Below are 21,036 nucleotides of genomic sequence, written 5' to 3'. Positions count from 1 at the left end.
GGAGCGAGCCTGCTCGCGAAAGAGTCATTCAATTCAGCTCAAGCTCGCCGACTGATTCGCTCGCGCAAGTACGCCACCACCGCCTGCTGTTCGCCGACAAACTCGATGCGCGCGCCTTTTTTTTCGCGCTGGAAGGCATACATCGGGTCGTAATATTCCTTCAACAATCCTTCGATCCAGCCTTTGTGCAAGTCGACCGCACCGCTGCGACCCTGCTCGGCCAAGGCCTGTTCCATCAGCAGCATCATCCGCCGATGGCGTTCGCCGCCGAGGCGTTTCTGCACGTTGTTGAGGCTCGCCAGCAACCGCTCGGAAAACAGCGCAAAGCCTTCATCGCCATGCACGGCGATAAATTCGGCGCACAGGTCGACCACGTAATCGCGCAGAATCCGCTCGACCCGACCTTCCAGGCTGTCTTCCAGCCAGACCATCGGATACCGCTGCATCCCTTGATACAGCGGCAGCGGCAAGGCGCAACTGCCGACCATGCGACTTTCGTCCTCGACCACGAATTGCTCGATCCCGAGCGCACGCTTTTTCAGCAGGTCAACCGCCAGGCGATTCTCAAAGTCGATAGTGGACGGCTGCCCCGTGGCACGTTTGCCGAAGCTGGAACCACGGTGGTTGGCGTGGCCTTCTAGGTCGAGGCCGTTAGCCAGTTGCGGCAGCACTTCAGTCTTGCCGGTACCGGTCATCCCACCCAGCAGGATGAAGTCGCATTGGGCCACTGCCTGCTGGGTCGTATCCAGCAAAAAGCTGCGCATCGCTTTGTAGCCGCCGCCGATACGCGGGTAATCGATGCCCGCCTCCTTGAGCCACTGCTGCACGATCTGCGAGCGCAGGCCGCCGCGAAAACAATACAGATAACCGTCGGGATGGGCCCTGGCGAACTCAACCCAAGCCTGGACCCGTTCGGCTTTGACCGCGCCCGACACCAGGTCATGCCCCAGCGTAATGGCCGCTTGCTGCCCCTGTTGTTTGTAACAGGTGCCGACGCGCTGGCGCTCCAGGTCATTCATCAGCGGCAAGTTGACCACGCCGGGGAACGCGCCTTGTTGAAATTCGATCGGCGCCCGGGCATCCATCATGGGTCGATCATTGAGAAAAATGTCGCGGTAATCGGTGAAGTCCCTCGACATCAAAACACCTCGACCGCGTTGCTCTGTCGCTCCACCAGTTCGCCGATCGGCGCAAGGCTCAGGCCCAGCTCGCTGGCCAGCGCCAGGAACCGCCCGTTGCCTTCCGGCGTCACCGCCACCAGCAGGCCACCACTGGTTTGCGGATCGCACAGCACCCGTTTATGCAGTTCTTGAAGCCGTCCCAGTTTGCTGGCGTAGCTGTCGAAGTTGCGCAAGGTGCCGCCGGGCACGCAGCCTTGGTCGAGGTAATACTCGACGCCGGGCAGGCGCGGCACGCGGTCGTAATAAATATTCGCGGTCAGGCCGCTGCCGTCGGCCATTTCCACCAAGTGTCCGAGCAGGCCGAAACCGGTGACGTCAGTCATCGCCGCCACGCCGTCGAGCTTGCCGAAACGGCTGCCGGGTTTGTTCAGAGTGCACATCCAGTCGCGCGCCAGGCCGATGTCGGCATCGCGCAATTTGCCCTTCTTCTCGGCGGTGGTAAGGATGCCGATGCCCAGGGGTTTGGTCAGGTACAGCAGGCAACCGGCCGTCGCCGTGTCGTTGCGCTTCATGTGGCGCTTTTCCACCAGACCGGTCACGGCCAGGCCGAAGATCGGCTCCGGCGCGTCGATCGAGTGCCCGCCCGCCAGTGGAATACCCGCCTCATCGCAGACTGCGCGGCCGCCGCGAATCACCTCACGGGCGATTTCCGGGGCCAGTACGTTCACCGGCCAGCCGAGAATGGCGATGGCCATCAACGGATCACCGCCCATGGCGTAGATGTCGCTGATGGCATTGGTCGCGGCAATGCGGCCGAAGTCGTAGGGATCATCGACGATCGGCATGAAAAAATCGGTGGTCGAGACCACGCCACGCTCTTCATCAATGGCATACACCGCCGCATCGTCACGCGATGCATTGCCGACCCACAGCTTGGGATCGAGGTTTTGCGCCCCGCTGCCGGCCAGGATCACTTCCAGCACCTGCGGGGAAATTTTGCAGCCGCAACCGGCGCCATGGCTGTATTGGGTCAGACGAATCGGCTCGCTCATGGGGCTTTCTCTCAGGATCAAGGTAACCAATCCTACAGCAACCAGGGATTGCGAGCCGCACGCTGGCCAGGCAAAAAAAAGCCGCCCTTACGGACGGCCAAGGTTTACACCGCGAAAATCAGAAGCCGAGGCTGAAACTGATGGTCATGGCGTGGTCTTCGTTTTTGCCGGAAACCTGCCCTGAATAACCGATACCAAGCTTGCCGGTCGGGCTGATCTGGAAGTCCACTCCGGCTTCGAGCAGTGCGCTGTCTTCGGCAATCGGTACGCCTTGCGTGCTGAACGAAGCACCGCCGTCGATGAAGCTCAGATCGGCGTCCGGTTGGGTGTCGCCGAAGGCGTGGCGCCAGCCGATGGCCGCGCGCGGGGTGAATTGCCCGCCGTTGGCCAAGGTGATGCGTTTGCCGGCACGCAGGCCGAGGGTCGAGAACGTGATGTCCTGATCGGCATCGGCCTTCAGCCGCCCCACTCCGCCTTTCTCATGGGCGGTATCGCTGTCGTAGTTGACGTAAGCCAGGCCGGCGAACGGCTCCAGGGCAATGCCCGCCGCTTCGATCGCGTAACCCACTTCGCCGAACACCTGGGCGCTGCGGGCGTCGTAGTTGGCTTCCAGGCGATCGTTGTAGGCACCGACGCTGACGTCGCGTTTGCTTTCGATGTCGTGCCAACTGTAAGCCGCGCCAAGGCGTACTGCCAATGCATCGAATTGCGAGTTGAGGTACGCCGCCAAGTGGTAGCTCTCGACCGTGGCGTCGGAGCGCCGGTCGTGAGCGTCGAGGTCGCTACGGGTATAACCGGCGGCCATGCCGACGCGCCACTGATCGTCGAGCTGCTTGTCGGTGCCGAGCAGGAAGCCACTGAGGTTGCGGTCCAGGCTGGCGCTGTTGCTGTCGCCATCCATTTCGCCCCAGGCGCCGAGGGCGCGGATCCAGCCAACCATCTCACCGTGGCAACCGCCGCTGCTCAAACGGTTGTCGCTCGGTGCCAGGGTGGCCCGTGGATCGTCCGGCCCACTGCATGAGGGTTGGCGCATGCGGTCGTTGAGCGCGTCGCGCAGGTAACGCGAGTCTTCAAGAATCGCGCCGGCGGTGCTGGCGTGAATCTCCCCGGACAGGCTGTCGAAGGCATTGCGCGCGCCGCTGACACTGAGGTTAACGATCTCATTCGCCAAGGTTGCGCCCGCCGGGCCATTACGGCTCAACGCCGAAGCGGTGGCCCGTTGGTTGCCGGTCGCGGCCACATCGGCAAACGAGCGCTGGTTGCGACTGACCGCGAGGTCGACCGCGTTGGCGTTGTACTGCAGCGAGGTGTTGAGGAACGCCAGCTCCGGCAGGTCGGTGACGCTGAATGTGCCGTCGATACCACCGCCCGCAGTGATCAGCGAGTACGTAGTGTTGCCGGTGAACGGTGCCAGGCTGCGCACTTGCAGCGCGCCGCCGAGGGTGGCGGTGCCGCCGACAATGAACGGCGTGGCGGTCGGTGAGGATACGGTCAATGCCAGCAAGCCGTTCGAGGCATTGGCGAAGTTGCCCGCCACGCGCAGATTACCGGCCGTTGCGCCGGATTCGACCACGCCCTGGTTATTGATCGATCCGACGCTGCCGTTACCGCTCAAGCGTGCGCCGCTGGCCACGCTGATCTGCCCACCAAAGGTACTTGGGGTGGCGCGATCACCGACTTGCAACTCGCCCTGCTCCACCGCCACCGTGCCGCTGAACGGTTGGTCGCCGGTCAGTAGCAACAGGCCCCGGCCTTGCTTGAGCACGGTACCGGTACCGCTCAGCACACCGGCGAAACGACCATTGCTGGCCTGGGCGAACAACAAGCGCGCGTTGTTGAGGATGCGCCCTTGCAGGCTGGTGGTGTTACCCACCAGGGTGCCGCCGCTGACGGTGGTTCCGCCGCTATAGGTATTGGCACCGCTCAGCACCAGAGTGCCAGAGTCGAGCTTCTCGATACCGCCGGTGCCCACCAGCGGCGCCGAAATTTCCGTGGTCACCGAGCCGTTGACCCGCACCGGCGCCAAGCTGCCATTGATTCCGTTGACTGGCATCAGGCTGCCACCGGCGCCAGGCACCAGGCTGTAGCCGCTGTCGAGGAACTGCAGACCCGTGAAGCCCTGGTTGCCCACAACGGTGACCGTGCCGCCCTGCCCGCCAAACACCGCGAACTGGTTGTTGGTGCCCATGCTGACCGTGCCGTTCGGATCGGTCCAGTTAGTGCCTGGCCCCCACACGCCGCTACCACCACCAATGGTCCCGTCGGCATTGGTTTTGTCGCCGTTCCAGAATTGCACTTCACCCGGCGTGCCTTGCACTAACAGGTTGACCTGCTTGGCCAGTGCGGTCTGCAAGGTCAGGCTGGCCGGTAGCACGCCGCCCGGCAGGCTGCCGTAAACGAGGCCGTTATCGGTCAGCCCGCCGCCGTAGCGGAACAGTTGATAGACGCCGGTGCCGAAGCCGCCAGCATTGCTGATATTGAGCGTGCCATCGAGGGTCAGGTCGCCCGCGACATTGACCACCGTGGTCGAACTGCTGGCCGATCCAAGGCTGAAGTCCAGGTTGGTGCCTGACGCCAATGCCAGTGAACCCACCGACAACGGCGAGGCGCTGCCGCCGCCGATCAGTGTCGTGCCGTTGGCCATCTGCACCGCACCACCGATCTGCCCGCCGCCACCGAGCTTGGCACCGCTGCCCACCGCCACATTGGCGCTGTTCAGCGAACCGTTGACCAGCAGCGTCCCGGCCTGCACGTCAGTATTGCCGGTGAAGGTACTGCTGCCGGTCAACAGCAACTGGCCGCTGCCGGTTTTGGTCAAGCTGCCGTTACCGCTGAGATTACCGGTGTAGCTACCGTCACTGTTTTGCTCGAAGGTCAGCGCGGCGTTGTTGAGGATCGCCCCTTGCAGGCTGCTGGCGTCGCCACGGGTGCTACCGCCATTGAGGACGGTGCCGCCGCTATAGCTGTTGGCGCCGCTGAGCAGCAATTCACCGTTGCCGTTTTTCACCAGGCCGCCGCCACCGCTGATCGCACCGCTGAGGGTGGTGTCCTGGGTACCGGCCAGGGTCAGCTGCGCGCCAAGGTTGATTCCGTTCGCCAGTTGCAAAGCACTGGTGCTGTCGAGTTGCCCGTTGCCGTTGACCGCCAATGCGCCGCTGCCGAGCGCTCCGTTATTGCCGAGCAGCAGTGTGCCGCCCGCCAGTTGAGTGCCGCCGGTGTAAGTGTTGGCGCCGTCGAGGGTCAGGGTCGACGCGCCGCTCTTGACCAGGCTGCCTGCGCCGCTGATCACGCCGCCGAGGGTCAGCGCGTTGGAGCCCGCCACGTTCAGTGCGCCATTGAGCACCACGGCGTTGGCGAGGCTGACCGCAGTGTTGCTGTCGAGCGCGGTGCCGTTGGCGGCGGTCAAAACGCCGCTGCCCAGCGCCGAGTTATTGCCGACCACCAGGGTGCCGCCATTCAGCGCGGTGCCGCCGGTGTAACCGTTGGCGCCGTTGAGCACCAGGGTGCCGCTGTCGTATTTACCGAGAGTGCCGGCGCCATTGATCGCTACGCCAATGGTCGCGGTGGCGTTCGGGTCGACGCGGATCGACGCGTTGCCCATGCCGCCGTTGACCAGGTTAAGTGAACCCGCCGTACCGTTGACCAGGCTGTAGCCGTCGCTGACGAACTGCATGCCGGTGATATTCTGTGCGCCGTTGACCGTGACCGTGCCCGCAGAGTTCTGGAACACCGCGAAACTGTTGGCCCAGCCTTGGTTGAGCGTGCCGTCGACATTGGTCCAGTTGGTGGTACCACTGCCCCAGGTGCCGCTGCCCCCACCGATCGCGCCATCCCCGACCAGTTGCCCGCCGTCCCAGAACTGCACCGTAGTGTTCGGTGCGTTGACCAGCAGGTTGATCTGATTGGCCAGCGCAGTCTGCAAGGCCAGATCCCCGGGGGTAACGCTGCCCGGCAGACTGCCGATCAACACGCCGTTGTCAGTCAAGCCGCCGGTATAGTTGATGATTCGGTACACGCCGCTGCCAAAACCGCCGATGTCACTGACGTTCAAGGTGCCGTCGAGGGTCAGGTTGCCGCCGACGTTGATCAGCGCATTGCCGCCACCGCTGACCGGGGCGCCGAGACCGATATCGAGGTTCGAATTGCCGCTGAGCGCCAGTGAGCCCACCGACAAGGTCTGGCCAGTGGCCGCCGCCAGATGGCCACCGTCGGCGACGCTGACCGCCCCCAGCAGGCTGCCCCCGCCGGTCAGCGTGCCGCCGCTGTTGACCAGCACATTGCCGCTGGCCAGGGAGCCGCTGACGTCGAGAACGCCGGCGTTGATCTGAGTGTCACCGGTCAGGCTGTTGACGCCGTTGAGCGTCAGGGTGCCCGTGCCGAGTTTGTTCAACTCGCCGGCACCGCTCAACACGCCGTCGAACACACTGCTGGCGTTGTTGCCGCCCAGGCTCAAGGTGTTACCGCCGCTGACCTCGGCCCCGCCGCTGCCGGTCAGGCTGGCCAGGCTACCGGAGGCGTTCATGAGCAGTTGACCGCTCGCCCCGAGGTTAACCCCGGCGTTAGTGCCCAAAGCATTTGCGCTGAGGCTGATGAGCGTGCCGTTTTGCACATCGAAGGTGCCGCTGAAGGTGTTGTTGCCGGTCAGGGTGAGGTCCGCGCTGCCGCTTTTGCTCAGGGTGCCCGCACCAGCAATGACGCCGCTCAGTGTCAGGTCATTGCTACTCGCGACATCCAGCGCGGCATTGAGATTGAGGTCGTTGGCCAGCAACATCGAGGCGGCGGAGGTGTCCAGGGTCGAGGCACCGGCCACGGTCAGCGCGCCGCCGCCCAACGCCGAAGCATTGCCGAGGGTCAGGGTGCCCGCGTTGAGGGTGGTGCCGCCCTGGTAGGTGTTGACGCCGTTAAGCGTCAGATTGGCCGCACCGTCCTTGATCAACCCGCCCGCGCCGCTAGCCACGCCGCTAAGTGTCAGGTCGTTGCTGCCGGCCGCTGTGAGGTTGGCGTTGAGTACCAAATTATTCGCGGCGTTCAACGATGCGGTGCTGTCGAGGGTCGAGGCACCGCTGACAGTCAGGTTACCCAGGCCGAGGGCCGACAGGCTGCCCAGGGTCAGGGTACCGGCGTTCAGGTTAATGCCGCCGAGGAAGTTGTTAGTCCCGGTCAGCGTCAGGTTGGCCGCGCCGCTCTTGGTCAGGCTGCCGGCACCGTTGACTGACCCGCCAAGGGTCAGGTCAGCGCTGCCAAGGATGCCGAGGTTGCCCGCGAGGTTGATGTTGTTGCCGACACTGGTGACGCTCGACGCATCCAGCGTGGTGTTACCAGCCGCGTTGAGCGTGCCCGAGCCGAGCGCCGAATTCGACGCCAGGATCAGCCCGCCCGCGTTCAGTGCTACCGGGCCCAGGAAGCTGTTGTTGCCGCCGAGAGTGAGGCTCGCCGCGCCGTTTTTGATCAGGCCACCGACGCCGCCAATCGCGCCGTTGAGGGTCAAGGCGTTGCTGCCGGCGATCGTCAGGTTGCCATTCAGGGTGATCCCGTTACTGAGGGCCACCGCGGTGTTGCTGTCCAGTCGGGTGCCCGCTGAGCTGGTCAACTGCCCCGAACCCAGCGCCGTGTTGCTGCCGACCACGAGGGTACCGCCGTTGAGCTCGGTGCCGCCTGCGTAGCTGTTGGCGCCATTGAGCACCAGAGTGCCGCTGTCGAGTTTGCTGAGGGTGCCGGCACCGCCGATGTCGACGCCGATGGTAGCGGTAAACGTCGGATCGACGCGGATCGCCGTAGTGCCACCGCTGCCGTTGACCGCCGTCAGTTGTCCCGCCGTGCCGTTGACCAGGCTGTAGCCGTTGGCGGCGAATTGCAGGCCGGTGAAGGTTTGCGTGCCATCCACCGCGACCGTGCCGCCGACGTTTTGGAACACGGCAAAATCGCTGGCCCAGCTTTGATTGGTCGAACCGTCGGCCGTTGTCCAGTTGTTGCTGGCGGCGTTCCAGGTACCGCTGCCGCCGTCGACGTTGTTGTTGGGAATGGTCTGGCTGCCGTCCCAGAAACGAATCAACGCATTCGGCGCTGACACCAGCAGGTTCACTTGTGTGCCGATCGAGGTTTGCACCAGCAAGTCGCCCAGGCCGTAACCCGACGGCGCGCTGGCAACGTTCAGGCCCAGATTGGTCAGGCTGCCGGTGTAGTTGATCAATCGATAGACACCGACGCCGAAGCCGCCGGCATCGGTGACGTTGAGGTTGCCATCGAGGGTCAGATTGCCATTGACGTTCATCAGCGAGTTGGTCGATGGCGCCCCGAGTGCGACGTCGAGGTTGGCGCCGCTGCCCAGCACCAGACCGCTAGCGGACAGCGTATTGCCGCTGCTGAGGGCCAGGTGACCGCCATTACCGACGTTCAGCGTGCCCAGCAGCGAACCGGTACCGGTCAAGGTGCCACCGCTACCGACGTTGACCTGCGCACTGGCCAGCGAACCGCTGACGTCAAGCACCCCCGCGTTGACCTGAGTGTTGCCGAGGTAGCTATTGATGCCGGTGAGGTTCAGTGAACCGCTGCCGACTTTGGTCAAGCCGCCGTTGCCGCCAATGCTGCCATCGAACGTGCTGGTGGTATTGAGGCCGCCAACCGTCAGGGTGTTGCCGGGGGTGATGTCGATAGCGCCACTGCCACTGAGCCCTGCGACACTGGCATTGGCGCCAAGGATCAGGCTGGCGCCGGCGCCGATCGTGGCCCCGGACGTATTGCCCAGCGCCCCGGTGCTAAGGGTGGTGACGCTGCCGGACAGGATGTCCAGGGCACCGGTAAAGGTGTTGTTGCCGCTGAGGGTCAGGTCGTTCAGGCCACTTTTCGTCAGGCCACCGGCACCGCTGATCACTCCGCCAAGGTCCAGGCTCGCGTCGCCCGAGACGTCAAGGTCGGCGTTCAGCACTAGATCGTTTGCCAGGTTCAAGGCACCGGCGTTGACCAGGCTCGAGCTACCGCCGACCGTCAACGCGCCACTGCCCAATGCGCCGGAATTGGCTACGGTCAAGGTCCCCGCGTTGAGGGTGGTCCCTCCCTGATAAGTGTTGTTGCCACTGAGGGTCAGGTTGGCCGCGCCATTCTTGATCAACGCGCCGGCGCCACTGACCACGCCGCTCAGCGCCAGGTTTTGCGTACCGCCGACCGTCAGGCCGGCATTTAGCGCGATGGCGTTGGCCAAAGTCACCAAAGGGCTGTTGCTGTCGAGGGTGGCGGCACCGCCGACGGTCAGAGCGCCCGCCCCCAGTGCCAGGCTGTTACCGACGGTCAAGGTCCCGCTATTGAGCGTGGTGCCGCCCAAGTAGTTGTTGGCGGCGTTCAGCACCAGATTGGCGGCGCCCGCCTTGATCAGCCGCCCGGTGCCGCTCACCAGCCCCGACAGGGTCAGATCGGCGCTGCCGCCGACGTTCAATGCGCCGGCCAGGTTGACATTGTTCGCGAGGCTGACGGCGGTGTTGGCGTCCAGACTGGTGTTGTCCGCAGCATTGAGGATGCCGGAACCCAGCGCGGTGTTCGAACCGACGATCAGCTTGCCGGCGTTGAGCGTCGTGTTACCGAAGTAGGTGTTGTCGGCATTGAGGGTCAAGTCGGCGTTGCCGTTCTTGATCAGGTTGCCGATCCCGGCCAAACGACCGTTAAGGGTCAGTGCATTGCTGCCGTCCACGTTAAGGGTGCCGGCCAGGTTCAGGTTGTTGGCCAGTGTCACTGCGGTGCTGGCATCGAGGTGGGTGCCATTAGCCGCGTTTACCGGGCCGGTGCCCAGCGCCGTGTTGGAGCCGACAATCAAGGTGCCCGCATTAAGTGCGGTGGTGCCGGTATAGAGGTTGTTACCGGACAGGGTCAGGCTCGATGCGCCAGTCTTGATCAAGCCATTGCCACCGCTGATGATGCCTGCGAGGGTCATGGCGTTGGCGGTGGTGGCCGTCAGGTTGGCGTTAAGGGTGATCGCATTATTCAGGGTCAACGCCGAGCTGCTGTTAAGGGAGCTGGCACCCGCCACGGTCAACACGCCAGTCCCGAGAGCAGAACCATTTCCGACGGTCAATTGGCCGCCATTGAGGGTGGTGCCCCCTTGGTAGGTATTGGCGCCGTTAAGGGTGAGGGTTGGCGCCCCGCTCTTGATCAACTGGCCGGTGCCGCTGATCACGCCGCTCAGGGTCATCGGGTTATCGCCGGTTACAGTCAGCGCATTGTTGAGGGTAATGGCGTTGGCGATAGCGAGGGCTGTGTTGCTCTCCAGAGTTGCCGCGCCGCCCACGGTCAACGCGCCGCTGCTCAAGGCGCCGGCGTTGCCGACGGTCAAGGTCCCGGCGTTCAGAGTGGTGCCGCCGAGGTAGGTATTGGCGCCGTTGAGGATCAGGTTGGCCGCGCCATTTTTGGTCAGCCCGCCGTTGCCGGCAACGACGCCACCGAGCGTCAGGCTGGAGGTGCCGCCAATGTTCAGGTTGCCGGCGACATTCACCGCATTGCCCAGCGTGACCGACGTGCTTGCATCCAGCGTGGTGCCGTTGGCGGTGTTCAACGCACCGAGACCCAGTGCGCTGCCGGAGCCGACAATCAGCGAGCCATTGTTGAGCGAGGTGTTGCCGAGGTAGCCGTTGTTGCCGCTCAAGGTCAACGCCGCCGCGCCGTTCTTGATCAGCCCGCCAGCACCGCTGATGACTCCGCTCAGCCCCAGGCCTTGGGTGCCGCCGATCGCCAGGTTGCCCGCCAGGTTGATCGCGTTGGTCAGGGTCACGTTGGCGCTGGAGTCCAAGGTAGTGCCAGCCGCGGCGTTCAACGCGCCGCTGCCCAGCGCGCCGTTGTTGCCGACCACCAGCCCGCCTGCGTTCAATGCGGTCCCACCGGAGTAGGTGTTGGCACCGCTGAGGGTCAGGTTGGCCACGCCATTCTTGATCAGGCTGCTGCCGCCACTGATCACCCCGCCAAGGCTCAAGGCATTGCTGCCGAGCACTGTCAGGTTGGCGCCAAGCGCTACGTTATTGGCCAGAGTGACGTTGGCCGTGCTGTCCAGGCTCGAGGCGCTGGTCACACTCAGCCCGCCCGTGCCCAGCGCGGTATTGCTGCCGACTTGCAACGTGCCGCCGCCAAGGCTGGTCGTGCCGCTGTAGCCGCTGTTGTTGCCGCTCAGGAGCAGCGCGCCCGTGCCACTTTTGGTAATGCCGCTGGCACCGCCAATCAGACCGGACAGGGTCAGGGATCCGCTGCTGTTGACGGTCATGGCGCTGTTGAGGGTGATCGCATTGTTCAGGCTGACGGTGCCCGGCGTGACGAGGCTGGCGCCGGAGCCGTTCACCGTGACAGCGCCGGTGCCGAACGCCTGATTGTTCCCGAGCAAGATGCTGCCGTTGCTTAACGTCGTGTTTCCGGAGTAGGTATTGGCGCCGCTGAGGCCCAGTTGACCGGTGCCGGTTTTGTTGAGGCCGCCGGTGCCGGAGATCACCCCGGCCAGCGTGGTGTTGTTGGCGCCGGCAATGGTCAGGCCGCCCGCCCCGAGGGTTACCAGGTTCGTGAGGGTCAGGCCGCCCAGGTTGTCCTGGATCGTTCCGCCGTTGGCGGTCAACACGCCGCTGCCGAAGGCGCCGGCATTGTTGTAGCCGGTGATGCCGCCGTTCAGCGTGGTGCTGCCGGTGCCCATCAGCGCACCTTGCAGCGTCCAGGTGCCGCTATTGACGATGAGGTTGTTGAAGTTGATGTAGTTGTTGCTGCTGGCAGTGCCGGTGCCACTATTCCCGCCGCCCGGCCCGAGCTGATTCTGCAGGATCAAAGTATTGACCCCGCCCGCGCCGCCGTCGATCTTGCCGGTGGGGGCAAACGCCAGGTTAACGCCGAGCAGGCCGCCAAGGCTAATGCCGATACCGCCATCGCTGAGCAGGCGCGAGCCAGTAATGGCCGTGAAGGTGTTGGTACTGCCAGCACCCAGGGACACGCCGCCGGTGATGTCGCCGGCGTTGGTAAAGGAGTTGCCGCCCGCGGAAGACTCAAACGCGACCCGACCGACAATCGCCCCGGTGTTGGTCATGTTGATCTGCGAGCCGCCGCGAACCGCCACCACCGGCACATCCGACGCCAGCAAAGTGATGCCCAGCAACGGCGACGAGCCGATTTCGCCATTGTTGACGATGGTGGTCGTGCCTGTGGCGCCATTGTTGATATTCAGCGCCATGCCATTGAGCGTCGTGAGGTTCAAACCCAACAAGCCGGATGTGCCATTGATCGTGGCGCCGCTGGCGTTGGTGACATTGACTGTGCCCACTGCGCCGTTACCGATGATCACGCCGTTGCTCAGCACACTGATCAACCCCAGCAATGCCGGGTCGATGACGCCGTTGTTGTTCAACGTGATGTTGTTGCCGGTCAGGTTCATCGCCGTACCGCCCAATGCGGCATTGACCTCGGCGGTGGCGTCGACGTCGACCCTGAGGTTGTTGGTCGCACTGGAAAAGGTGATCAGCGAACCGGTACAGGTCACCGTCGCCCCCGGCGTAGGGAGCGCCGGCGTACACGCAGCCATTGCCGACGGGCTGGCAAGGCTGACCAACGCCCCGACGATACCGAGGCGAACAGCGAGAGAAAGTGGGGAAATGGACGAATTGGGGGCGATGGCAGATCTGAAAGCCACGTGATACTCCTTTCGTGGTTGGCGCTACTCTTCCTTGAACAACGTGCCGCATCAGCCGGCCTGGCCCTGTCACTGATGAAACGCGTATCAAGACTGCGACGGCGTGCACGGCCGTTTCATTCTTGACACACGGTAGATGACCTATTTCGATTAGGCATTAAACGGCGCAGGTTAATTAGTATTAATACTTTAGTTTTTTTGAGCGTTGAGCCCGGCCGGGCTTGGCTCGAGACACCGATAAAATTTCCATTGCCTGATATGACGCCTTCGCGAGCAGGCTCGCTCCCACGCATCGGGCCTGTTACGGCACCAGAATATTCTTGTCCCCTCCACCCTCATTGACTTCCGCATAACGCGCCACGCCATCCGCCAACGGCGTTTCCACCAACCCCTGCGGCAAGGGCAGCAAGCCTTCGTCGAAACAATTGCCGAACTGATCGAGCATCGCCGCGCAGGCTTCGACGCCGTATAGCAGCGAGTTGATGCCCACCACCGAGCCGCCCTTGCGATACAGGCCCAAGGCTGGCAAGTGCACCAGGCCGTCCACTGGTGCGGCGATGATGGCGATGCGGCCGAAGGTGGCCAGTGCCGCGACCGAGGCCGGGAGCCAAAACCCGGTGGTGTCGAAAATCACCTCGGCGCCGCCTTGATACACTTCGTTGACTTGCGCGCCCAGGGCTTCCGGTTCGCCCAGTTGCAGCGTTGGGTAGCCGGCGTTTTGCAATGTCTTGACCTGCTCCGGGCGTCGCGCCGCCGCGAGGATTTGCGCCCCGCGCACCTTGGCCAGGGCCAGGGCGGCGGTGGCCACCGCGCCGCCGCCAATCACCAGCAAGCGCGTCTGCGCGGTCACGCCGCTGCGCTCCAGGGCATCCCACGCCGTGGTGTAGGGCACGCCAAGGCTGGCGGCCTGGGCGAAACTCAAGTGGTCCGGTTTGATCGCCACGCCTTTGGCCGGCAGTGCGACAAACTGGGCGTGCGCGCCGTCGGCGAAGAAGCCCAACTCGCGGCCGGTGCCCCACACCGCATGCCCGATCAAATGCTTGGGGCCTTGCACCACCACCCCGGCGAAATCCCGTCCGGGGATCCGCGGCAAGGTGGTGTACGGGAAGCGCCCGAGGACGTTTTTCACGTCGCTGGGGTTGAGCCCGGCAGCCTTGATTTCCACCAGCACGTCATCCGCGCCCGGCACCGGGGTGGGTACCTCCACGTAGCGCAGCGCCGCGAGGTCGCCAGTCTTGTCGAATTGCAATGCTTTCATGGCACGTCCATCCAGTAAAAAGATTCAAGACAGGGTTAAGACACCCAACCGCTGACGAGTTCGCGACCCATGGGCCAGAGCTTCTCGCCCGCCAGCATGCCGAGCAGACCCACCAGCGCGATGGCCGGTGGTGCCGGCGACCGGAAATCCAGCGCGCCGTAAAGCAAGCCGACGCCCAGGCCGATGGCCAATGAAATGAGGTAACTCATGGCAGACTCCGAGAAAATGAGGAATGCGTCGAGTGTAAGGACGCGCCGTCATCGTCATCGGCCAAATGCTTCTGAATTTCGGCCAACACTCAGCTCGACTGGCTGAGGAACCGCGACGGCGCCACGCCGAGGGCCCGGCGGAACATGTCGCTGAAGCTGCTCGGCGAATAACCCAATTCGCGGGCGATAGTGCTGACCGGCACGCCCTGGATCAGCTCCGCCACGGCGGTGGCCAGTTGCACCTGACGCCGCCATTCGGCGAAGCCCATGCCCAAATCTTCCTTGAACAGCCGCGCCAGGGTCCGCACGCTGGCCCCGGCGCTGTCAGCGTGTTGTTCGAAAGAGATCGCCAGGGACGGTGTGGTCATCACCGCCTGACACAGATTGAGCAAGCGCCGGTCCGACTGCGCCGGCAACGCAATCTTCAGCAACGAGCGCTTGGCCCGCCGCAACTCCAGCAACGCCAGGCCGACCAAGGCATCGTAATAGGCCGCCTCACCGTCTTCGCCCTGCTCCACCAGGCCGAGGATCAACTCCCGCAGTAAGCGGCCCACTTCGATCACTTGCACGTCGGCGTCGAGGGTAGCGGCCAAGGCCGGACGCAAGTAGATGTTGCGCATCTGCAGGTCCGACACCACGCGAATCCCGTGCGACACCCCCGGTGGCAACCACACCGCTCGTTGCGGCGGCACCACCAGCGCTTCGCTCGGCGTCTCGACCCACATCACTCCGCTGGTGGCGTACAGCAACTGCCCCCACTCATGGGCGTGCGGCTCGATATACAAACCCCGCGCGTAGGTGCGTGCCACCCGTTGCACGGGAATATCGGTGTCGCTGAGGTCCGGGGGCGCGGCAAGGGCCATGGCGCAAATGACTCGTGTGACGAAGCGCCTAGGGTAGCCAGACGCGACCGACAACGCCATCGACGGCAACCATCTGAGAATCCGAGTGAATTTTCCGCAGCCCCGACGATCACTCTCTTACCACAGGGAGATTCACGGCTTTATGAACAACGCAAAACTCTACGTCATTGAGTACACCCTTCATGGCGCACCCAAATCTTTCATCATCCGCTCCGATCGAATGGATAACGCGGAGGCCTGGCATTGGGCAAGTTGCGACGCCGGGGTGGGACGCATTGGCCGATTCGGACGCGAGCAGGTAAAAAAGACCAGCAAGCCGGTGGCGGAGAAATTCGGCATCGAAAACGTTTCGTGGCGACTCTCCAGTTGACGTGCGCGCCATAAAAAATGGAGCTCGAACGCTCCATTTTTTTTGCCTGCAATACGGCTTACGCGTCGCGTGTACTGCTGCGGTACATGAACACCAGCGCCAGGGCCAGACAGGCCATCGCCAACATCCGGCTGCCGGACAACTCAATCGCCGGGTTGCCCAGCCAGCCAAAGTTGTCGATCAACATGCCCATGCCCAGTTGCCCGACGATCACCGCCACCGTGGCGACTGCGGCACCGATCCGCGGCACTGCGCCGACCATCACCAGCATGTAGGTCACGCCAAACAACGCGCCGCTCAGTTGCCACTTCGGCACGTCCATCAGGCTCACAGCCTGGGCCGGTTCGAAGAATACGATGAGCAACGCGGTAATTACCGCGCCGACCACAAACGTCAGCAGGCTGCTGCGCAACACGCCGACGCTCTGCCCCAGTTTGCCGTTGATCGCCGCTTGCACGCTCAACACGGCGCCGGCACCCACTACCACCAGCAACAACAGAAACAGGCTCATGCGTCACCTCGGGCAATCAGCACCAGGGCCACGACGATCAGCGCCAGGGCGATCCAGCGTTCGGTATTGACCGGTTTGCGCGTGGCGCCAAACCAGCCGAAATGGTCGATCAATACACTCTTGCCAACCTGGCCGCAGAGAATGGCGATCATGGTCATGGCGATGCCGATCATCGGCGTCACCAGGGTCAACACCACCACGTACACCGGGCCGAGAAAACTGCCCATCAGTTGCCAGCGAGGCAGGTCACTGAGCGCCGGCCCCGGACGCGGGCCGCTGAGCAAGGTGAACAGAAACAGGATGGCCGAGCCGACACCGAAGATACTCAGGGTGGCCCACAAGTGGCCCACCTGTTCGCCCAAAGGCCCGAGTACCCCGGCTTCGACCGACAAACCCATGCCGGCCAGAATCACCAGCGGCAGCAGTAACAACCGCACCCCAGGCCGTGGAACCGGGGTGGCGGCCGGCACCGCTTTGATAGATGAAGTGTTTTGCATCATGAATACCTTGGACCAATAGACTGAGGCGTATTGTCGACTGGCAGCGCTGTGCGATAAATGGGATGCTGCCCACAACACTTTTGCGCATTACGCACAGCGGGCAGGTTTATGCAGGGTCTCAACGCGCTCAGTTTCAAAGCATTGCGGTTGTTCGTCGCCGTCCTCGACCACGGCAGTTTTTCCGAAGTCGCTCGCCGCGAGGGCGTGGCGCCCTCTTCCATCTCCCGGCAAATCCAATTGATGGAACAAGGTTTGAACCAGCAATTGCTTTACCGCCACACCCGCGCCGTATCCCCCACCGAGGCCGGGCGCGTGCTTGGGCTGCACGCGCGCCTGATGCTCGGGCAACTTGAAGAAGCCGAGCAGGCGTTACAGGAACAACACAGCGAGCCCAGCGGACTGGTGCGGATCAACGCCCCGGTGGTGTTTGGCCAGCTTCACGTTGCACCGTTCATGGGTGAGCTGTGCAGACGCTTTCCCAAACTGCAATTCGACGTGCAGCAGACCGACCACTATGTCGATCCGTTGCAGGACGGCACCGACCTGCTGTTCCGCATCGGTCCGATGCACGATTCCAGCATGCAGGCGCGGATCATCGGCCCGCAGCGCTATTGCGTCGCCGCCAGCCCCGACTACCTGGCCCGCCACGGCACGCCGCAACACCCGGAGCAACTGATCGACCATCAATGCCTGGCCTACAAAGGCTTCGCCGGCCAGCAGCGCTGGTTTTTTCGCAACCAACAACTGGAGTGGACGCCTTATACGGTGCGTGGCGCGATCACCAGCAACCACGCCGACACCCTGGCGCAAGCCGCCGAGCGTGGTTCAGGGCTGGTGATGTTCCCGTCGTGGCTAATCGGCGAAGCGCTGCATGCCGGACGCCTGGTCAAACTGTTTGACGATTACCACGTCTCCAACAGCCTCGAACCGCAGCAGATCGCCCTGTTGTGGCCCGGTAGCCGACGCCTGTCGATCAAGGTCCGCACGGTGATCGACTTCTACCTCGAACAGTTCGGCGAGGTGCCGTACTGGGATCGCTGAAGCACGCCTCAGTCGCCGACCGCCATCTGCAAGATCAACCAGGCGTTCGCCCCGCTGATCACCACAAACAGCCCCCACGCCAGCACGCGGGTATACAGGGCGTTGACGAACGGCCCCATCAGTTGTTTGTCGCTGGTCATGCGAATCAGCGGGTACAGGGCGAACGGCAGTTGCAGGCTGAGCACTACTTGGCTCAGCACCAGCAGCTTGCCCACCGCGCCATCGCCCAGCAACCACACGCCGATAAACGCCGGAATCAGCGCCAGGCCTCGGGTAATCAAGCGCCGCTGCCAGCAGGGAATCCGTAGGTTGAGGTAGCCCTCCATGATCACCTGGCCGGCGATGGTGCCGGTGAAAGTCGAACTTTGCCCAGATGCCAGCAGCGCCACACCGAACAACACACTGGCCAGTGCCCCGCCCACCAGCGGATCGAGCAGGTGATACGCGTCCTGGATTTCCACCACCTCGGTGTGCCCGGACTGGTGAAACGCCGCCGCCGCGAGAATCAGAATCGCCGCGTTGACCATCAACGCCAGGGCCAACGAGCCGATGGTGTCGATGCGCGCCAGTTTCACCGCCTCCTGCTTGCTCGCCAGGTCTTTGCCGATCAGCCGCGTCTGCACAATTGAGGTGTGCAAGTACAGGTTATGCGGCATCACCGTCGCGCCGAGAATACCGATCGCCAAATACAGCGGCGCCGCGTCACTGATCGCCGACAACGACGGCGTAAAGCCCCGCGCCACGTCCGGCCAATACGGTTTGATCAGTAGCAACTCAACGAAAAAACACGCGCCGATGGTACTCACCAGCACCAGCATGATCGCTTCCAAGCGGCGAAAACCCCGGTTCTGCAAGGCCAGCACCAGCAAGGTGTCGAACGCGGTCAGGGCAATGCCGACCGTCAGCGAGCAGCCCAATAACAAATGGAATGCCAAGGCGCAGCCCAGCACTTCGGCGAGGTCGGTGGCGATGATCGAGATTTCCGCCAGGACCCACTGCGTGCGCGCAGTGCGGGTGCTGTAGCGTTGGCGCGAGAGTTGCGCCAGGTCGCGGCCGGTGGCGATGCCCAGCCGCGAACACAGGCACTGCACCACCATGCCCGCCAGACTGGCCAATAGCACCACAAACAACAGGCTGTACCCGAACTGCGAACCGGCGCCAATCGCCGTCGCCCAGTTGCCGGGGTCCATATAGCCGATCGAGACCAACAGACCGGGGCCGGCAAAACGCAGCAATTTCTTGAAAAAAGACGCGGAGTTGTCCACTGCGACGGAGCCCGCCACTTCCGGCGGACAGAAAGGCGCGGTGGCAATACGGGGCAAACTGAATTTCACACGAACGTCCGTCAATCGGGGGGATGACGCAGCTTAGACGTTTCGCCGGCCTCACCCAAGGCGCAAATGCGCCGAAATCCTGCCAAGGTTGGGGTTTTCAAGGCATGGCCACGCCCAACAGCTGTTCGCGCAGTGTCGGGTTGCGGGTGCGCGGGTCAAGCCAGATATCGAAAAACGCTCGGGCGAACTGCGGATCGTTGATTTCGTGTTGCATCCGTTGCCCGACGTAAAACCGCGCGCCGCGCCCCGGCAAGTAGACGCCGGTGATCCGCATGCCGGCCTGGACATCGACGAAGGCTTGCTGCATCTGTGTCTGCCAGGCCGCCAGCTGTTGCGCGCTCACCGCTGCCCCACCCAGACGTTTCAGCTCATTGACGCTGGCCTCCACCAGGTCGTCGCGGGAAATCGTGCGCTGGTAGATCAACTCCAGTGCAAACGGCTGGCCGTCGCCAAGGGATTGCGTTGCACTCCACAGCCGAGCGTTATAGATGTGGAAGCCGAACATCCGAAACTCACCGGCCCCCATCAGTCGCGCGCCCGGAACCGCCTCCTGCCAATTGGCCCACGCTGTTTGCGCAAGAAACAGCATCAGCCACAGGACGTGCCGAAATCGACTCATGTGTTGCTCCGGTGCCTGTGGGGGTTCCTAAACCGTATACGCAAACCAGCCCGCCGTACACTCGCCCGGGTGCAGACCCGAACCGCGACTACTGATCGACGACCCGCGGCCTCCGTGGGATGATCGCCGCTCACGTGCGATAAGCCCCTGGAGAAATCAATGTCATCGTTTAGCAAGAAAGCCGCTGTCCTGTTGCTGGCAGCGGTCGCCGGTTGTATTTCGGTCAGCGCCTTCGCGGCCAAGGCCACGGCCAAAGAACCCGCGGCACAGAAAGTCTCGATCCTCGGCGGCAAATTCACCTTCACCCTGCCCAAGGGTTTCACCGTCACCGCCCTGCCCGGTGGCGACGCCGCCAGCGGCACCGCCGGCGCCACCGGCACCATGTACACCAATGCCACCAGCAAAACCGTGGTGATCGTCGCTGAAAACACCATCCCCGGCGGGGTGACAGTGAAAGACAACGACACCGAGTTTCTCGACGCGGCACTGGTCCAGTTCATCGAGAAACAGAGCCAAGCGCTGCCCGACTTCAACAAGCTCAGTGAAAAAAGCATGAGCCAGCGTGGCGCGGGTCTCGGTCTGCGGCAGGTGGACAGCACCGCAACCCAGGGCGGCGGCCCGACGTTGGACACCACCCTGCTGACGGCCTCAGGCACCCGCACCGCACTGGTCCAGGTGGTGTCCCGGGCCAGCGACAAAGTCGGTCATGAGGCGCTGGTCAAACAGATCCTCGCCGAGAAATAAGGGGTTTCAGGGATTCAAGCGCTGCAACCAAGTGTTCAGGTCCTGCACTTCCTCGGCACTGATGCTGTGGCCAACACCTTGGTAGGCATGAAACTCCGGCGTGAGTGACAAGGTTTTGAGCAGGCTATTGGCCTCGGTCCCGTCGCTGTAGGGCAAGCGCCGGTCGTCGGTGCCATGGCCAATGAAGATGTTCAGGCTCTGGCGCGCGGCGTCGGGTTTCAATTCTGCCTTGAGCACTGGCAGGATTCGCCCGCTCAAAGCGGCAATCCCGCCCAACGCCTCGGGATGACGCAACCCGACCTCATAGGACATGATCGCGCCCTGGCTGAAACCGACCAAAAACACCTTGTCCGGTGAGGTGTGATATTTCTTCGCCGCTGCGTTGATAAAGCTCAACAAGGTCTGGCCGCTGGCCTTCAGATCATCAGTCTCGCCGTTGTAGGCCCCTTCGCCCTTTTTACGAAACCACTGGTAACTGCCTTCCTCCAGGGTGATCGGCGCCCTTACCGACAAATAGTTGTAGGTGGCTGGCAATCCCTCCTTCATGCCAAACAGATCCTGCTCGTTGCTGCCGTAACCGTGGAGGAAAATCACCAGCGGCTGGTTCTGCGAATCGGCACTGGCCTGCTCCAGGTATTTCAGCGGCAGGTCAGTCTGGAGCGGGGTTTGCGCCTGGACGGCGCTGGCGGCGAACAGTGTCAACAAGGCGAGGAGTTTGAGCATGGGCGTTCCTTATTCGGTGGCAGGGCGCGAGTGAGCCTACCACTGTGAGACC

General features: G+C 63.2%; 14 protein-coding genes. 3 read left to right on the top strand and 11 right to left on the bottom strand.

Features of this window, described 5'->3' with window-relative positions; translation table 11 throughout:
- Positions 1–38: 38 nt before the first annotated feature.
- From mnmH to RG836_RS10115, 6 genes are all read right to left on the bottom strand, one after another.
- Positions 39–1,139, bottom strand: a complete 1,101-nt coding sequence (mnmH, locus tag RG836_RS10140; RefSeq protein WP_310845140.1) for a tRNA 2-selenouridine(34) synthase MnmH — start codon at positions 1,137–1,139, stop codon at positions 39–41.
- Complete coding sequence (gene selD / locus RG836_RS10135) at positions 1,139–2,173, bottom strand: selenide, water dikinase SelD (RefSeq protein WP_310845138.1); 1,035 nt, start codon at positions 2,171–2,173, stop codon at positions 1,139–1,141. The genes mnmH and selD overlap by 1 nt, the downstream gene beginning before the upstream one ends.
- Before the next feature lie 118 nt (positions 2,174–2,291).
- Entirely contained in the window at positions 2,292–12,704 is a 10,413-nt protein-coding gene (locus tag RG836_RS10130) for an autotransporter-associated beta strand repeat-containing protein (RefSeq protein ID WP_310845221.1), read from the bottom strand.
- A gap of 409 nt (positions 12,705–13,113) precedes the next feature.
- Positions 13,114–14,070 carry a quinone oxidoreductase family protein gene (locus RG836_RS10125; protein ID WP_310845137.1) on the bottom strand — a complete coding sequence of 319 codons (957 nt, stop codon included), beginning with the start codon at positions 14,068–14,070 and terminating at the stop codon, positions 13,114–13,116.
- Between the two features lie 35 nt (positions 14,071–14,105).
- Complete coding sequence (locus RG836_RS10120) at positions 14,106–14,279, bottom strand: DUF1427 family protein (RefSeq protein WP_310845135.1); 174 nt, start codon at positions 14,277–14,279, stop codon at positions 14,106–14,108.
- An 89-nt stretch (positions 14,280–14,368) separates the two neighbouring features.
- Positions 14,369–15,142 carry an AraC family transcriptional regulator gene (locus RG836_RS10115; RefSeq protein ID WP_310845134.1) on the bottom strand — a complete coding sequence of 258 codons (774 nt, stop codon included), beginning with the start codon at positions 15,140–15,142 and terminating at the stop codon, positions 14,369–14,371.
- A gap of 142 nt (positions 15,143–15,284) precedes the next feature.
- Between RG836_RS10115 and RG836_RS10110 the strand changes: the two genes are divergently transcribed.
- Positions 15,285–15,512, top strand: coding sequence for a DUF6555 family protein (locus tag RG836_RS10110; protein WP_310845133.1), 228 nt, complete (start codon positions 15,285–15,287; stop codon positions 15,510–15,512).
- A gap of 58 nt (positions 15,513–15,570) precedes the next feature.
- Here RG836_RS10110 and RG836_RS10105 read toward each other — a convergent pair whose 3' ends face one another.
- Together RG836_RS10105 and RG836_RS10100 are read right to left on the bottom strand one after the other, a co-directional pair.
- Complete coding sequence (locus tag RG836_RS10105) at positions 15,571–16,023, bottom strand: DMT family transporter (protein WP_310845131.1); 453 nt, start codon at positions 16,021–16,023, stop codon at positions 15,571–15,573.
- Positions 16,020–16,520, bottom strand: coding sequence for a DMT family transporter (locus RG836_RS10100; protein ID WP_310845129.1), 501 nt, complete (start codon positions 16,518–16,520; stop codon positions 16,020–16,022). Before RG836_RS10100 ends, RG836_RS10105 begins: the two co-directional genes overlap by 4 nt.
- Before the next feature lie 111 nt (positions 16,521–16,631).
- Here RG836_RS10100 and RG836_RS10095 point away from each other — a divergent pair, with 111 nt between their 5' ends.
- Entirely contained in the window at positions 16,632–17,564 is a 933-nt protein-coding gene (locus tag RG836_RS10095; RefSeq protein ID WP_310845127.1) for a LysR family transcriptional regulator, read from the top strand.
- Between the two features lie 8 nt (positions 17,565–17,572).
- Here RG836_RS10095 and RG836_RS10090 read toward each other — a convergent pair whose 3' ends face one another.
- On the bottom strand, positions 17,573–18,898 hold the full coding sequence (locus tag RG836_RS10090; RefSeq protein WP_310845122.1) for an Nramp family divalent metal transporter: 1,326 nt from the start codon (positions 18,896–18,898) through the stop codon (positions 17,573–17,575).
- Positions 18,899–18,995: 97 nt separating this feature from the next.
- Positions 18,996–19,517, bottom strand: coding sequence for a chalcone isomerase family protein (locus tag RG836_RS10085; protein WP_310845120.1), 522 nt, complete (start codon positions 19,515–19,517; stop codon positions 18,996–18,998).
- Positions 19,518–19,676: 159 nt separating this feature from the next.
- Here RG836_RS10085 and RG836_RS10080 point away from each other — a divergent pair, with 159 nt between their 5' ends.
- Positions 19,677–20,261 carry a DcrB/PsbP domain-containing protein gene (locus tag RG836_RS10080; protein ID WP_310845118.1) on the top strand — a complete coding sequence of 195 codons (585 nt, stop codon included), beginning with the start codon at positions 19,677–19,679 and terminating at the stop codon, positions 20,259–20,261.
- Positions 20,262–20,267: 6 nt separating this feature from the next.
- Here the strand turns inward: RG836_RS10080 and RG836_RS10075 are convergent, their stop codons facing one another.
- On the bottom strand, positions 20,268–20,984 hold the full coding sequence (locus tag RG836_RS10075) for an alpha/beta hydrolase (RefSeq protein ID WP_310845116.1): 717 nt from the start codon (positions 20,982–20,984) through the stop codon (positions 20,268–20,270).
- Positions 20,985–21,036 lie beyond the last annotated feature (52 nt).

It is taken from the genome of Pseudomonas rhizozeae, from assembly GCF_031583775.1.
Classification (GTDB): domain Bacteria; phylum Pseudomonadota; class Gammaproteobacteria; order Pseudomonadales; family Pseudomonadaceae; genus Aquipseudomonas.
Note: the sequence above shows the minus strand (reverse complement) of the source record. Positions and strands in the feature narration are given on the sequence as shown.